Origin of the sequence: Streptomyces sp. NPDC004111, from assembly GCF_042874215.1 — a bacterium.
In the GTDB taxonomy this organism is placed as follows: Bacteria; Actinomycetota; Actinomycetes; order Streptomycetales; family Streptomycetaceae; genus Streptomyces.
The window spans coordinates 206,546-222,198 of the sequence record NZ_JBIAMU010000016.1; the positions used below are offsets into that span (position 1 = coordinate 206,546).

Sequence of the window (15,653 nt, forward strand, 5' to 3'; positions counted from 1 at the left end):
GCCCTTCCCTGGGAACTTGGAGCTCGGTTCAGCGAGCTACCAGGTCAAACCACCAGGAAATTACTTGGTGATCTTGGTGACCTGGCCGGCGCCGACGGTCCGGCCACCCTCACGGATGGCGAACTTGAGGCCCTCCTCCATGGCGACCGGCTGGATCAGCGCGACCGACATGACGGTGTTGTCGCCCGGCATGACCATCTCGGTGCCCTCGGGCAGCGTGACGACACCGGTGACGTCCGTGGTGCGGAAGTAGAACTGCGGGCGGTAGTTGTTGAAGAACGGGGTGTGACGGCCACCCTCGTCCTTCGACAGGATGTACGCCTGCGCCTCGAACTCCGTGTGCGGGGTGACCGAGCCCGGCTTGATGATGACCTGGCCGCGCTCGACGTCCTCGCGCTTGATGCCACGGAGGAGCAGACCGACGTTCTCACCGGCCTGGCCCTCGTCGAGCAGCTTGCGGAACATCTCGATGCCGGTGACCGTGGTGGTGGTCTTCTCTTCCTTGATACCGACGATGTCGACGGTCTCGTTGACCTTGAGGACACCACGCTCGATACGGCCGGTGACGACGGTGCCACGACCGGTGATCGTGAAGACGTCCTCGATCGGCATCAGGAACGGCTTGTCGACGTCGCGCTCGGGCTGCGGGATCGACTCGTCGACGGCGGACATCAGGTTCAGGACCGACTGGCCCCACTCCTTGTCGCCCTCGAGCGCCTTGAGCGCCGAGACCTTGACGACCGGCAGGTCGTCGCCCGGGAACTCGTACTCGGAGAGGAGCTCACGGACCTCGAGCTCGACGAGCTCCAGGATCTCCTCGTCGTCCACCATGTCGGCCTTGTTCAGCGCGACGACGATGTAGGGAACGCCGACCTGGCGGGCCAGGAGGACGTGCTCCTTCGTCTGCGGCATCGGGCCGTCGGTGGCCGCGACCACGAGGATGGCGCCGTCCATCTGCGCGGCACCCGTGATCATGTTCTTGATGTAGTCCGCGTGACCCGGGCAGTCGACGTGCGCGTAGTGACGCGACTCCGTCTGGTACTCGACGTGCGCGATGGAGATGGTGATACCACGCTGGCGCTCTTCCGGCGCCTTGTCGATCTGGTCGAAGGCCGAGGCCTCGTTCAGGTCCGGGTACGCGTCGTGCAGCACCTTGGTAATGGCGGCCGTGAGGGTCGTCTTACCGTGGTCAATGTGACCGATGGTGCCGATGTTGACGTGCGGCTTAGTCCGCTCGAACTTTGCCTTCGCCACTGGGTCCTCCTGCGGAGTGGTTCTGTACGCCTTGCTTCATCGGCGCCAGGTGATCTTTGCTGGGATGCCGGCGCCCGGGGCATTCAACACGGATTGCGCTGAATGCCCCAGTGGCTCCGGTGATAAGCCTAAAGCGTGTGCTCGTGCGGGTCGCAGCCCGCACTCGCGATGAGCAACTCGGGGAGCCGCTCGGTTGAGTGACTCGGGGAGTTACTCGCCCTTGGCCTTCGCGATGATCTCCTCGGCGACGTTCCGCGGAACCTCGGCGTAGGAGTCGAACTGCATCGAGTAGCTTGCGCGACCCGAGGTCTTGCTGCGGAGGTCTCCGACGTAGCCGAACATCTCCGAGAGGGGCACGAGGCCCTTCACGACGCGAGCACCGCTGCGCTCCTCCATGGCCTGGATCTGGCCACGGCGGGAGTTCAGGTCGCCGATCACATCGCCCATGTAGTCCTCGGGCGTGGTGACCTCGACGGCCATCATCGGCTCAAGGAGCACGGGAGAGGCCTTGCGGGCACCCTCCTTGAAGGCCTGCGAACCGGCGATCTTGAAGGCGAGCTCCGAGGAGTCGACCTCGTGGTAACCACCGTCGAGAAGGATGACGCGGACGCCGACCATCTCGTAACCGGCCAGGATGCCGAACTGCATGGCTTCCTGGGCACCCGCGTCCACCGACGGGATGTACTCCCGGGGGATGCGGCCACCGGTGACCTTGTTGACGAACTCGTACGACGCGTCGCCACCCTCGATGGGCTCAAGGGCGATCTGCACCTTCGCGAACTGGCCGGTACCACCAGTCTGCTTCTTGTGCGTGTAGTCGATGCGCTCGACGGTCTTGCGGATCGTCTCGCGGTACGCGACCTGGGGCTTGCCGACGTTCGCCTCGACGCGGAACTCGCGCTTCATGCGGTCGACGAGCACCTCGAGGTGGAGCTCACCCATACCACCGATGATGGTCTGGCCGGTCTCCTCGTCCGAGTGCACCTGGAAGGAGGGGTCCTCCTCCGAGAGACGCTGGATGGCGACACCCAGCTTCTCCTGGTCGCCCTTGGACTTGGGCTCGATGGCGACCTGAATGACCGGGGCCGGGAAGTCCATGGACTCCAGGATCACCGGGTTCTTCTCGTCGCACAGCGTCTCACCGGTGGTGGTCTGCTTGAGACCCATCACGGCGATGATGTCGCCGGCGCCCACCGACTCGATCTCCTCACGCTTGTTCGCGTGCATGCGGTAGATCTTGCCGATGCGCTCCTTCTTGCCCTTGACGGAGTTCAGCACCGAGGTGCCGGACACCAGGCGGCCCGAGTAGACCCGGACGAAGGTGAGCTTGCCGAGGTGCGGGTCGCTCATGATCTTGAACGCGAGGCCCGAGAAGGGCTCCTCGTCCGAGGGCTTGCGGGCGACGACCTTCTCCGGGTCCTTCACGTCGTGGCCCTCGATGGCCTCGACGTCCAGGGGGGAGGGGAGGTAGCGCACAACGGCGTCGAGCAGGGGCTGGACGCCCTTGTTCTTGAACGCCGTACCGCAGAACACGGGGCTGACGGTCACCGAACCGGCGCCGCCCTTCGACGCGAGGGTGATGCGGCGGATGGCCGCCATCAGCTGCTCCTCGGTGGGCTCCTGGCCCTCCAGGTACAGCTCCATCATCTCTTCGTCGTGCTCGGCGACGGTCTCCAGGAGCTTCCCGCGCCACTCGTCGGCGGCCTCGGTGTGCGTGTCCGGGATGTCGACCGTGTCGTACATCTCGCCCTTGGCGGCCTCGGCGGACCACACGAGCGCCTTCATCGACACGAGGTCGACGACGCCCTTGAAGTCGGCCTCGGCGCCGATCGGGAGCTGCATGACGAGCGGGACCGCACCGAGGCGGTCGACGATCATGTCGACGCAGCGGTGGAACTCGGCACCCGTACGGTCGAGCTTGTTGACGAAGCAGATGCGCGGCACGCCGTAGCGGTCCGCCTGACGCCAAACGGTCTCGGACTGGGGCTCGACACCGGCGACACCGTCGAACACGGTGACAGCGCCGTCGAGGACGCGGAGCGAACGCTCCACCTCGACGGTGAAGTCGACGTGACCCGGGGTGTCGATGATGTTGATCGTGTGATCGACATCGTTGAGCGGCCAGTGACAGGTCGTCGCGGCAGACGTGATCGTGATGCCGCGCTCCTGCTCCTGCTCCATCCAGTCCATCGTGGCAGCGCCGTCGTGGACTTCACCGATCTTGTAAGACACACCGGTGTAGAAGAGGATGCGCTCGGTGGTGGTCGTCTTGCCCGCGTCGATGTGGGCCATGATCCCGATGTTGCGGACCTTGGCCAGGTCAAGCGAAGTGGTGGCCATATGGCTCAGTCTTCTCTCGGTCTCGATGTGGGTAGCGACTACCAGCGGTAGTGCGCGAAGGCCTTGTTGGACTCGGCCATCTTGTGGGTGTCCTCACGCTTCTTGACGGCAGCGCCAAGACCGTTCGAGGCGTCGAGCAGCTCGTTCATGAGGCGCTCGGTCATGGTCTTCTCGCGGCGGGCGCGGGAGTAACCCACGATCCAGCGGAGCGAGAGGGTGGCGGCGCGACCGGGCTTGACCTCGATCGGCACCTGGTAGGTGGCGCCACCGACACGGCGGGACTTGACCTCAAGCGAGGGCTTGACGTTCTCAAGCGCGCGCTTCAGCGTGATGACCGGGTCAGCGCCGGTCTTCTCGCGGAGGCCCTCCATGGCGCCGTACACGATCCGCTCGGCGGTGGAACGCTTGCCGTCGAGCAGGATCTTGTTGATCAGCGACGTGACAAGAGGAGACTGGTAAACCGGGTCAATGATGACCGGGCGCTTCGGGGCGGGGCCCTTACGAGGCATTCTTACTTCTCCTTCTTGGCGCCGTAGCGGCTGCGAGCCTGCTTACGGTTCTTGACGCCCTGCGTGTCGAGGGAACCGCGGATGATCTTGTAGCGAACACCCGGCAGGTCCTTCACACGACCGCCACGCACGAGCACGATCGAGTGCTCCTGCAGGTTGTGGCCCTCACCCGGGATGTAGGCCGTGACCTCGATGCCCGAGGTCAGGCGCACACGCGCGACCTTACGGAGCGCCGAGTTCGGCTTCTTCGGGGTGGTCGTGAACACACGCGTGCAGACGCCGCGACGCTGGGGCGAACCCTCAAGTGCGGGCGTCTTGTTCTTCTCGACCTTGTCCTGCCGGCCCTTCCGGACCAGCTGCTGGATCGTAGGCACTACTTCTCCGGTTTCTGTGTGCCGATCACTGTGAAACTAACCTGGAACGTCCCCGACCCACGCGGTCGGGTGTGTCGGATCCGGCACGCTTCCGCGGAACGGAAGGATGACGCGGAACGCGGTGGCCCACATAAAGACGGACTCGCTCTGCGGCTGTAAACACGCACACGAGCCCAGGCACACCCCAGGCACAAGGTCTGAGCGTACCTACCTCATTGGCGTGGGTCAAAACAAATGCTGTCCACCAACGGCGCAGCGGGCACGCACCCCCGGCAGAACCGGCCCCGCACCGGGTACCGGCCCGATTCCGTCCCGCCACCTGCCCCTCTGCGACTAACGTGATGCGGGTCATACGCACGCTCGGTCGGCACACGAACGCAGGGGGCGACGGCCATGGCCAGGCCAACCGGCACCGCGGACGACGACGAGGGGCTCGGCGACCGGGTCCCGTTCCTGGCCAGGCTGGAGCCCGAGGACCGCCAGGCGCTGCTGGCCCTGGGCCGTCCGCTGCGCTACGCCCCGCGCAGCACCGTACTGCGCCAGCACGAGCCCTCCTCGTACATCCTCCTGCTGCTGCGCGGCTGGACGAAGGTGACGGCCGCCGCGGTCAACGGGTACGAGGCGCTGCTCGCCCTGCGCGGGCCGGGGGACATCGTCGGCGAGGCCGCCGCCCTCAGCGGCCGGCCCCGTTCGGCCACGGTGACCTCCCTGGAGACGGTGGAGGCGGTGGCCGTCGACGAGCAGCGGTTCAGCGCGTTCCTCGCCGCGTCCCCCCAGGTCACCCTGAGCCTGCTCGGCCTCACCACCGACCGGATGTACAAGGGCAACCAGCGGCGGCTGGAGAACGCGGCACTCACCGTGCGCGAGCGCCTCGCGGTGCTCCTCCTCGACCTCGCCCGCACCCACGGCAGCCGCACCGACCACGGCATCGAGCTGTGCGTACCGCTGAGCAAGCAGGAACTGGCGGGCGCGATCGGGGCCTCGCGGGAGATGGTGCAGCGCCTCCTCAGGGAGCTGCGCGAGCGCGAGGCCGTGCTCACCGGGCGCCGCACCCTGGTGATCCTGCGGCCCGACATACTGCGACGGATCGGCCACGAGGGCTGATCCCGCCCCCGCTCAGTGCACACGGTCACACTTCGAGTGCGTCGTCCGCCCTCACCGGGGCGCGGGCCGCCGGGCCACTCTGCCGTGCATGACACCCAAGGGCAGGACCCCGAAGAAGTTTCAAGCTCCCCGCCTCCAGGACCCGGTCAACCGGACCATCCTGCTGCTCGACATCGAGCGCTACAGCCACCGCGACGACGTCGAACAGGCCTTTCTCCGCCGGATGATGTACGACGTCGCCGACCGCACCCTGCACGCGGCGGGCATCGAGGTCACCCGCCGGCTGCGGGCCGACCAGGGCGACTGCGTGATCGAGCTGATCGACGCGAACGCCTCCCTGCCCGCCCTGCTGCGCGCCCTCCTGAACGAGACCCCGGCCCAGCTGCGGGCCACCAACCGCACGGCGTCCGCGAGTGCGCAGATCCGGCTGCGCGCGGTGCTCGCCACGGGGTACGTGGCGATCGACGAGAACGGCTGGGTGGGCGCCGACCTCAACTTCGCCTTCCGGCTGCTCGACGCACAGCAGCTGCGCGACGCCCTCGTACGGAGCGGGGACGACTTCGCCCTGTGCGTCTCGGACCCCGTCCACCGGGGCATCGTGCGGCACAACCACCCGGGGATCCCGGCGGAGAAGTTCCATCCGGTGGTGCTGGAGGGGAAGAACGGGCCGATGGAGGCGTGGCTGTACGGGTCCCCGCCGGCCGCCGGTGAGAGCCCCACCCCGCCGCCGGACGAGGCACGGCGCGCCAAGGAGCCTGCCGATGAGCCCGTCGCGGAAGCCGTGGAAGAGACCGCCGAAGAGGTCCCTGAAGAGCCTCCGGCCGCGGAATCCCCCGCCGCCCCGACCTACCAGGGCAGCGACATCAAGGGCGACCAGACCGGAATCGCGGGCGGCACCTTCCACGCGCCGGTCAACTTCGGCGGCATCAACCGGGACGGACCCCGGTGAGCGGCCCCCAGTCCTCCCCCGACCCCGCCGCCGCAGCCGCCCCCGGCAAGGCCGCCCGGGGCGGCCGGCCCCGGAGCGGGCAGGGCCGGGGCAAGGACCCCGTGCGCCCGGACGACCCGCGCGAGGGCAGGGACGAGAGAGACCGGCAGGACGGCCAGGAGCAGCAGGCGCCGGCCGAGCCCGCCGAGGCGCAGAACGCGCGCGCCGCCCGCCGCGAACTCGTCGACCACATGCCCGAGTTCATCGCGGGCACCGCCCCCGCCTTCGGCGGCTCCCGCATCCGGGGCGACCAGCACGGCATCGCCGGGGGCGCCTTTCACGGCAAGGTCCACCTGGGCGACGTCGTCCATCACCACAGCGCCCCGGCAGGCCCCGCGTACGCCTCCGGCACCCTCTCCGCCGAGGCCCTGGACCGGATCGCCGGGGCCTTCGCGGAGGGACCGGTCTTCGCGGACGCCCTGGAGCGGCTGCGCGAGGAGAGGGTGCTCGTGCTGTCCGGCCCGCACTCCTCCGGCCGGAAGGCCGCCGCGAGCGTGCTGCTGCACCGGCTGGGCCACCCGACGGTGCGGTTCCTGGACTCCGGAGCCTCCCCCGCGGCGCTGCGCGGACGGCTCACCGAGGGGGCCGGCCATCTGGTGTGCGACCTCTCGACCAGCCGGACCCGCCCCTTCGCCCACGTACACCTGCTCGCTCTCCAGGAGGAGTTGAAGGAGCACGGCGGCCATCTGGTCATCACGACGGGTCCGGCGGCCAGCCTGGCCGACGTGGTGCCGACCGCCTGGGAGCCGCCGTCGGCCGCCGAGGCGCTGTGCGCGCAGCTGACGCCGCTGGTCGGCGAGGAGGACGCCGCGCGGCTGTCCCGCGACGAGTCCGCGGCGGGGTTCCTGGAGGGCGGGCACCGGATCGGCGAGACAAGCGCGTTCGCGGACCTGCTGGCGCGGCACCTGCGGGGCGAGGCGTCCCGGTCAGCACTGGCCGGATTCGGCCGGTCCGCAGTGGAGAAGCAGATCCGCACCTGGTTCGGCGACCCCGAACTCCCGCTGCGGGAGAAGGGCTTCCTGCTGTCGCTGGCCGTGTTCGACCGGGCTCCCTACCCGCTGGCGGCCGAGTTCGCCGATCCGCTCTTCATACGGCTGAAGAGGATCGCGGGCCCGGACGAACCGCCCGACCTGCAGGTCTTCGGCCCGTCCCCCGAGGACCGGCTGCGGCAGGTGAGGGCGCAGGCCTACGAGGGCGAGGAGTCCACGGCGTGGGGTCCGGTGCCCCAGACGATGGCGCGGTACGAGAACGCGCTGACCGCGCGCACCCTGCTCACGGAGGCGTGGGTGCGCCAGCCCTCCACCCGGCCCGCGCTCACCGACTGGGTCCGCGGCCTCGCCGACGACGAGCGGCCCCTGGTCCGCACCCGGTCCGCGGCGGCGACCGCCGCGCTCGCCCACGCGGACCTGTCGTCGGCGATGGCGCTGCTGGTCGGGCCGTGGGCCGCGTCCGACGCGTACGGGTCCCGGCTGGTGGCCGCCAACTCCCTGGTCATGGCTGAGCTGTTGGGTGTGAGCGCCGTGCGGCACATCATGAACCAGTGGTGCGCGGACGACCGGCGCGACGGGCTGCGCTGGACCGGCATCCGGGCCTGGGCACTGCTCGCCGGACTGCGCCCGGAGCTGGGCCCCGAGGCGCTGTCCGCACTGGTCAGGCGGGCCCGTCAGGAGGGGTGCGGGGAGCAGGAGCAGGAGCACCTGGCCGCTTCGGCGGCACTGCTGCTGACCTCGGGCGACACCGCCGCGATGGTGCGCGAACTGGCCGTACTGCTCAGGGCCAGGGAGCCGGCGGTACGGCATCTGGCGCGAGACGCGTTCCTGTACGCCTGCAAGGAACTGGGCGCCGCCGACACGGAGGCCGGCGTCCTGGACTGGTACACCGACGCCCACGCCCAGTGGCAGGCGGCCTCGCCCTCCTCCGCCGGACCGGCCGTTCTCCCCGACATGGCCGCGCTCTGGAACGACGTACTGAGCGACCGCGACCGCACCGGGGACGCCCTGAACGCCCTGTGCCAGTGGGTGCGCGAGGCGGACCGCAACCCGGCCGCGGAGGCGGCCCTCGCCTCGCTGCTGCCCGCACTGGCCGGGGATCCCCTCGGCCGGCACCGGATCGACCACCTGCTGCGGACCATGTCCGACGAGGACGGCGGCCCACCTCCCCCGGTGGCCGGCCGGCTCCGCCGGACGCCCGGGTTCCACGCCCCGCCCGCCTCCGTACCCGCCCCCCTGCGCCACGGAAGGAGCACCCGATGACCACCACCGCCTTCACCGAGCCCGACCCGATGGAGCCGCCCGGCCCCTTCCCGCACCGCCCGGCCGACCGCCAGGACCGGCTGAACGACGCGGTGCTGAGCGTCCGCAGCCTCGGACGCTACGAGTACGCCGCCCGGCGGCTGCCCGCCGGGGCCGACCACGCCCTGGTCCTCACCACCACCGCGAACCTCTACCGCGCCTACCTCCCGCCGCGCCGGCCGAGCAGGTCGGACATCGCGAGCGGCAGGTTCACCGCGATGTACGAGGTGGACACCGGCGTGCAGCGGTTCGGCCGGAGGCTGGAACTGCCCAGTGACGACCGGTCCTTCGCCTTCGACGCACGCGCCGACTTCGAGTGGCAGGTGCGCGACCCGGTCGCGTACGTGGTCTCCGGGGAGCGGAACGTCCCGGACCTGCTGGTGGGCGCCCTGCGCCGGGCGGTGCATCCGGTCACCGCCACGCACTGGGTACGGCACGCCGAGGAGGCCGAGGCAGCGGCGCGGGCCGCCCTGGAGGAGGCCGGTCCCTTCGGGGCCGAGCAGGGGCTGCGGGTCCGGTGCGACCTGTGGCTGTCGGTGGACGCCCAGACCAGGGCGCACGCGACGGCCCGCCGCGACCAGTACGACGCGTACGAGCGCGCGGAGATCGACGAACAGCAGGAGGCGGTCCTGCGTACGTACCTGGACAAGAAGGTCGCCTACTACCAGCAGTATCTGAACCGGGGCGAGGTCACCGCCTGGGCCCTGCACCTCGCCGAACACCCCACGGACACACAGCTCGCCTTCGAAAGCCTGTCCGAGCAGCAGATCGAGCTGATCAGGAGCCAGTACGAGGTCGTCAAGGAGCTCCTGCGCAGCGACAAGCTGGAGGCGTACGAGCTGGAGACCCCGAAGCAGTTGCTGTTCCGGTTCATCGAGGGCGCCTTCTCCCAGTCCCTGCCGCCCGGCCTGGCCCCGCTGCCCGCGCTGGACGTCACCGACGCCTCCGCGGACCGGCCCGGCACGGAGTCCGCCGAGGCCCCGCGCCGCGACGCCGACGGCTTCTTCCCGGACGACCGGCCGGAGCCGGACCGCCCGGACACGTACCGCGACTGACACCCCGTCTCCCGCTCGCACACTCCCTGCCAGGAGTCACCCATGAACAGGAAAACACCGCCCGAGCCCCCTCCCGACCCCGACAACCGCCCGCGGCCCCCGGCCTCCCGGGACCTGCCCGATCTCGCGAAGGTCCGGGACACCGTCCCGCAGCCGGCCTCGCGCCCGCCGAGGAAGGACCGGAGCTCACCGGCCGAGCGGCGCGGGGCCCGGCGCACCCCGGCCCCGCGCGACAGCCGTAGCAAACGGGACCGCCCGGCCCCGGGCCCCCGCCGCACCCATCCGTCCCCCGCCAAGCCCCCGAAGCCCGCGCGGCGCGAGGAGCGGCCCGTCGAACACGCGGACGAGCTGCCCTACCCCGAGCCCCCGGAGGGCTTCCACCCGTGGGAATTCACCTCGCTGTCCCCGAGCGAGCCCGGCCCCGACGGCCTTCCGCCCCTGCCCGGCGAGCCCGCGCCCCCTTCCGCCCGGCCCGGCCCCGCCGAACTCCGCGCCGACCCCGCCCAGCACCGTCTGCGCCTCACCACCCGCCGCCGGCGCCTCGACGCCACCGCCCTGGGACAGCTCCTGCTGCACCTCCCCTGGCTGCTGTGCTCGGCACTGCTGATCGGCAAGGTGTCGTTCCTGTTCCTGGGGCCGCTCGGCTGGCTGCCGCTGCTGGCCTGGCTGTCGACCGGCGTCCTCGTCTTCCACCGGCCCACCGAGGACCTGCTGTGCCGGTATCTGCTGCGGCTGCGCCGCCCGTCCCTGTACGACCGGGCCAAGCTCGACCCGGCCTGGCAGGAGGTCACCGCCCTGGCCGGCGTCGACGGCGACAGGTACGGGCTCTGGGTGGAGGAGAGCGGGGAGCTCAACGCCCTGGCCGCCGGGGGCCACGTCGTCGCCGTGACCCGTCGGGCGCTGGACGTGCTGAATCCCCGCCAGCTGGCCGCGGTCCTCGCACACGAGCTGAGCCACCAGCAGGAGGGGCACACCTGGGCGTATCTGCTGGGCCGCTGGTACGGGCTGCCCGCCCGCAAGCTCTGGGACCTGCTGCGGCTGCTGCTGGTGACGCTGTGGCACAGCGCCAGGTCCTGGCGGCGCGACGACGACCTGGACCACGGCACGTACGACCGGTACGAGCGGTACGAACGGTACGACCGCCAGCGCGGGCCGGGCCACCGACCGCACCGGCGCGACCGCTACGACGAGGGGTACCGGTACCGCCGCGGCTCCCGTCCCGGCACCGCCGCGGCCGTCGCCCTGGCCGGCCTCGCCCTGTGCGCCTGGTTCTTCACCACCGCGACGTACGGCCTGCCGCTCGCCATGCTCGCGGCACCCTTCCTGATCGGCGCCGCCGCCCGCCGGGCCGAGTTCCGGGCCGACCGGTACGCCGCCCGCCTGGGCTACGGGCGCCCTCTCGCCGACGTACTCGAAGCGGCCCTGGGCGACGAACGCGAACGCCCCCGGGAGCCCGCCCCGCTGGTCACCCGGCTGCTGGCGGAGCACCCGGACACCACCGACCGCCTGCACCGCCTGCGCGCACACCTGACCGCCCCCTGACCCGCCCCGCACACGCCGAAGGGCGCCCACCCCGCACGAAGCGGAGTGGGCGCCCTTCAGTGACGTACGTACGCCTTACTGGTTGTACGGACCGTAGTCGTAGTCCTCCAGCGGAACGGCCTGGCCGGAGCCCGTGCCGAACGGCGAGTAGTCGATGTCGTCGTAGCCGACGGCCGAGTACATCGCGGCCTTGGCCTCCTCGGTCGGCTCGACCCGGATGTTGCGGTAGCGGGAGAGGCCCGTACCGGCCGGGATGAGCTTACCGATGATGACGTTCTCCTTGAGGCCGATCAGGGAGTCGGACTTGGCGTTGATCGCCGCGTCCGTCAGGACCCTGGTCGTCTCCTGGAAGGAAGCCGCGGACAGCCACGACTCCGTCGCCAGCGAGGCCTTGGTGATACCCATCAGCTGCGGACGGCCGGAGGCCGGGTGGCCGCCTTCCGTGACCACACGACGGTTCTCGGTCTCGAACTTCGAGCGCTCGACGAGCTCGCCCGGCAGCAGCTCCGCGTCGCCGGACTCGATGATCGTCACGCGGCGGAGCATCTGCCGGATGATGATCTCGATGTGCTTGTCGTGGATCGACACGCCCTGGCTGTTGTAGACCTTCTGGACTTCGCCGACCAGGTGGACCTGGACCGCGCGCTGACCGAGGATCCGGAGCACGTCGTGCGGGTTGGTCGCACCGACGGTGAGCTTCTGGCCCACCTCGACCGGGTCGCCCTCGCCGACCAGCAGACGGGCGCGCTTGGAGATCGGGAACGCCGTCTCCTCGCTGCCGTCGTCCGGGGTGACGACGATCTTCTTGGTCTTCTCGGTCTCCTCGATCCGCACGCGGCCCTTGGCCTCGGAGATCGGGGCGACACCCTTGGGCGTACGAGCCTCGAAGAGCTCGACGACACGGGGCAGACCCTGGGTGATGTCGTCACCGGCCACACCACCGGTGTGGAAGGTACGCATGGTGAGCTGCGTACCCGGCTCACCGATGGACTGGGCGGCGATGATGCCGACCGCCTCACCGATGTCGACGAGCTTGCCGGTGGCCAGCGAGCGGCCGTAGCAGAAGGCACAGGTGCCGACCGCGGACTCGCAGGTCAGGACCGAGCGGGTCTTGACCTCCTCCACGCCGTGCATGACCAGCTGGTCGATGAGCACGTCACCGAGGTCGACGTTGGCGGGCGCGATGACCTTGCCGTCGACGACGACGTCCTCGGCGAGCATGCGTGCGTACACGCTCGTCTCGACGTCCTCGGTCTTGCGGAGGATGCCGTCGGCACCCTTCTCCGCGATCTTCAGCTTGAGGCCGCGGTCGGTGCCGCAGTCCTCCTCGCGGATGATCACGTCCTGCGAGACGTCCACCAGACGACGGGTCAGGTAACCCGAGTCGGCGGTACGCAGGGCGGTGTCGGCGAGACCCTTACGGGCACCGTGGGTGGAGATGAAGTACTCCAGCACGGACAGGCCCTCGCGGAACGACGCCTTGATGGGACGCGGGATCGTCTCGTTCTTGGCGTTGGACACCAGACCACGCATACCGGCGATCTGACGCATCTGCATCATGTTTCCTCGGGCACCCGAGTCAACCATCATGAAGATGGGGTTCGTCTTGGGGAAGTTCGCGTTCATCGCCTCGGCGACCTCGGCGGTTGCCTTGGTCCAGATCGCGATGAGTTCCTGCGTGCGCTCTTCCTTGGTGATGAGACCGCGCTCGTACTGCTTCTGGACCTTCTCGTCCTGGGCCTCGTAGCCCTGGACGATGGCCTTCTTCGCCTCGGGCACGACGACGTCGGAGATGGCCACGGTGACGCCCGAACGGGTCGCCCAGTGGAAGCCGGCCGCCTTCAGGTTGTCGAGCGTCGCCGCCACGATCACCTTGGGGTAGCGCTCCGCCAGGTCGTTGACGATCTCGGAGAGCTGCTTCTTGCCCACCGAGTAGTCGACGAACGGGTAGTCCTCGGGCAGCAGCTCGTTGAAGAGCGCACGGCCCAGCGTCGTACGGAGACGGAAGGAGTCACCGGTCTGCCACTCGGGCTCGCCCTCCTCCGCCACCGGCGGGGTCCAGCCGCGCGGCGGGACGGTGCCGATCGGGAAGCGGATGTCGACCTTCGCCTGGAGCGACAGCTCCCGGGCGTCGAACGCCATGATCGCCTCGGCGGTGGAGCCGAAGGACCGGCCGTCGCCGACGACCTTGCGCTCCTCCTCGTCCGTGGTGAGGAAGAACAGGCCCAGCACCATGTCCTGGGTCGGCATGGTGACGGGACGACCGTCGGCCGGCTTCAGGATGTTGTTCGAGGACAGCATCAGGATGCGGGCCTCGGCCTGCGCCTCCGCGGAGAGCGGCAGGTGCACGGCCATCTGGTCACCGTCGAAGTCCGCGTTGAACGCGGTGCAGACGAGCGGGTGGATCTGGATGGCCTTGCCCTCGACCAGCTGCGGCTCGAAGGCCTGGATGCCGAGGCGGTGCAGCGTGGGCGCACGGTTCAGCAGAACCGGGTGCTCCGCGATGACCTCTTCCAGAACGTCGTAGACGACGGTCCGGCCGCGCTCGACCATGCGCTTGGCCGACTTGATGTTCTGCGCGTGGTTCAGGTCGACCAGGCGCTTCATCACGAACGGCTTGAAGAGCTCCAGCGCCATCGCCTTCGGCAGACCGCACTGGTGCAGCTTGAGCTGCGGACCGACGACGATCACGGAACGCGCGGAGTAGTCCACACGCTTGCCGAGGAGGTTCTGACGGAAGCGGCCCTGCTTGCCCTTGAGCATGTCGGACAGCGACTTCAGCGGACGGTTGCCGGGGCCCGTGACCGGGCGACCACGACGGCCGTTGTCGAAGAGCGCGTCGACGGCCTCCTGGAGCATGCGCTTCTCGTTGTTCACGATGATCTCGGGGGCACCGAGGTCGAGAAGGCGCTTCAGGCGGTTGTTGCGGTTGATGACGCGGCGGTACAGGTCGTTCAGGTCGGAGGTCGCGAAGCGGCCACCGTCCAGCTGCACCATCGGACGCAGGTCCGGCGGGATGACCGGGACGCAGTCCAGAACCATGCCCTTGGGGCTGTTGCTGGTCTGCAGGAACGCGGAGACGACCTTGAGGCGCTTGAGCGCACGGGTCTTCTTCTGGCCCTTGCCGGTACGGATGATCTCGCGGAGGCGCTCGGCCTCCTCCTCCAGGTCGAAGGACTCCAGGCGCTTCTGCAGAGCAGCCGCACCCATGGAACCGTCGAAGTACGTGCCGAAGCGGTCACGCAGCTCGCGGTAGAGGAGCTCGTCGCCCTCCAGGTCCTGGACCTTGAGGTTCTTGAAGCGGTTCCACACCTCGTCGAGGCGGTCGATCTCGCGCTGGGCGCGGTCGCGGAGCTGCTTCATCTCCCGCTCGGCACCTTCGCGCACCTTGCGGCGCACGTCGGCCTTGGCACCCTCGGCCTCAAGCTCGGCCAGGTCGGTCTCGAGCTTCTTGGCGCGGGCCTCCAGGTCGGAGTCACGACGGTTCTCGACCTGCTGACGCTCGACGGAGACGTGCGCCTCCAGCGAGGGCAGGTCGCGCGTCCGGCGCTCCTCGTCCACGAAGGTGATCATGTACGCGGCGAAGTAGATGACCTTTTCGAGGTCCTTCGGCGCGAGGTCGAGCAGGTAGCCCAGGCGCGAGGGAACGCCCTTGAAGTACCAGATGTGCGTGACGGGCGCGGCCAGCTCGATGTGGCCCATCCGCTCACGACGCACCTTGGCGCGAGTGACCTCGACGCCGCAGCGCTCACAGATGATGCCCTTGAAGCGGACACGCTTGTACTTGCCGCAGTAGCACTCCCAGTCCCGGGTCGGACCGAAGATCTTCTCGCAGAAGAGTCCGTCCTTTTCGGGCTTGAGCGTGCGGTAGTTGATGGTCTCCGGCTTCTTCACTTCGCCGTGGGACCAGGTACGAATGTCGTCCGCGGTGGCGAGGCCAATCCGCAGCTCGTCGAAGAAGTTGACGTCGAGCACTTGTCGTCAATCCCTCTTTCGGGGGTTCGAGCCCCTCGCTTGCGCGAGATTCATGGGCACTTCAAATGGTCTGAACGGGTCCGGGGAGGGCCGGGGGGGGGGGGGGGGGGGGGGGGGCCCCCCCCCCCCCCCCCCCCCGCCCCCCCCCCCCCCCCGGGCGCCCCCGCGCCCCCCCCCCGGGGGGGGGGGGGGGGGGGTTGCAGCCCGCCGCCCGGGGGCGG

General features: G+C 69.7%; 10 protein-coding genes. 5 read left to right on the top strand and 5 right to left on the bottom strand.

Annotated elements, in window-relative coordinates; translation table 11 throughout:
• Positions 1–60 precede the first annotated feature (60 nt).
• The 4 genes from tuf to rpsL form a co-directional block, all read right to left on the bottom strand.
• Complete coding sequence (gene tuf / locus ACFYVL_RS29490; RefSeq protein WP_389250119.1) at positions 61–1,254, bottom strand: elongation factor Tu; 1,194 nt, start codon at positions 1,252–1,254, stop codon at positions 61–63.
• A gap of 210 nt (positions 1,255–1,464) precedes the next feature.
• Entirely contained in the window at positions 1,465–3,594 is a 2,130-nt protein-coding gene (gene fusA, locus ACFYVL_RS29495) for an elongation factor G (RefSeq protein WP_389250121.1), read from the bottom strand.
• A gap of 38 nt (positions 3,595–3,632) precedes the next feature.
• On the bottom strand, positions 3,633–4,103 hold the full coding sequence (gene rpsG, locus ACFYVL_RS29500) for a 30S ribosomal protein S7 (RefSeq protein ID WP_189821113.1): 471 nt from the start codon (positions 4,101–4,103) through the stop codon (positions 3,633–3,635).
• A gap of 2 nt (positions 4,104–4,105) precedes the next feature.
• On the bottom strand, positions 4,106–4,477 hold the full coding sequence (rpsL, locus tag ACFYVL_RS29505) for a 30S ribosomal protein S12 (RefSeq protein WP_003948652.1): 372 nt from the start codon (positions 4,475–4,477) through the stop codon (positions 4,106–4,108).
• Positions 4,478–4,870: 393 nt separating this feature from the next.
• Here rpsL and ACFYVL_RS29510 point away from each other — a divergent pair, with 393 nt between their 5' ends.
• From ACFYVL_RS29510 to ACFYVL_RS29530, 5 genes are all read left to right on the top strand, one after another.
• The gene (locus ACFYVL_RS29510) at positions 4,871–5,581 is read left to right on the top strand and encodes a Crp/Fnr family transcriptional regulator (protein ID WP_389250123.1); all 711 of its coding nucleotides are present in this window, start codon (positions 4,871–4,873) and stop codon (positions 5,579–5,581) included.
• A gap of 88 nt (positions 5,582–5,669) precedes the next feature.
• Entirely contained in the window at positions 5,670–6,530 is an 861-nt protein-coding gene (locus ACFYVL_RS29515) for a hypothetical protein (protein ID WP_389250125.1), read from the top strand.
• Positions 6,527–8,821 (top strand): hypothetical protein, encoded by a 2,295-nt coding sequence (locus ACFYVL_RS29520; protein ID WP_389250127.1) that lies wholly within the window; start codon positions 6,527–6,529, stop codon positions 8,819–8,821. Before ACFYVL_RS29515 ends, ACFYVL_RS29520 begins: the two co-directional genes overlap by 4 nt.
• Positions 8,818–9,915, top strand: coding sequence for a hypothetical protein (locus tag ACFYVL_RS29525; protein ID WP_389250129.1), 1,098 nt, complete (start codon positions 8,818–8,820; stop codon positions 9,913–9,915). The genes ACFYVL_RS29520 and ACFYVL_RS29525 overlap by 4 nt, the downstream gene beginning before the upstream one ends.
• Positions 9,916–9,957: 42 nt before the next feature.
• On the top strand, positions 9,958–11,457 hold the full coding sequence (locus ACFYVL_RS29530) for a M48 family metalloprotease (protein ID WP_389250131.1): 1,500 nt from the start codon (positions 9,958–9,960) through the stop codon (positions 11,455–11,457).
• Positions 11,458–11,532: 75 nt separating this feature from the next.
• Here the strand turns inward: ACFYVL_RS29530 and ACFYVL_RS29535 are convergent, their stop codons facing one another.
• Positions 11,533–15,432: a DNA-directed RNA polymerase subunit beta' gene (locus ACFYVL_RS29535; protein ID WP_389250133.1), complete on the bottom strand. Its 3,900-nt coding sequence runs from the start codon at positions 15,430–15,432 to the stop codon at positions 11,533–11,535.
• Positions 15,433–15,653: the final 221 nt, after the last annotated feature.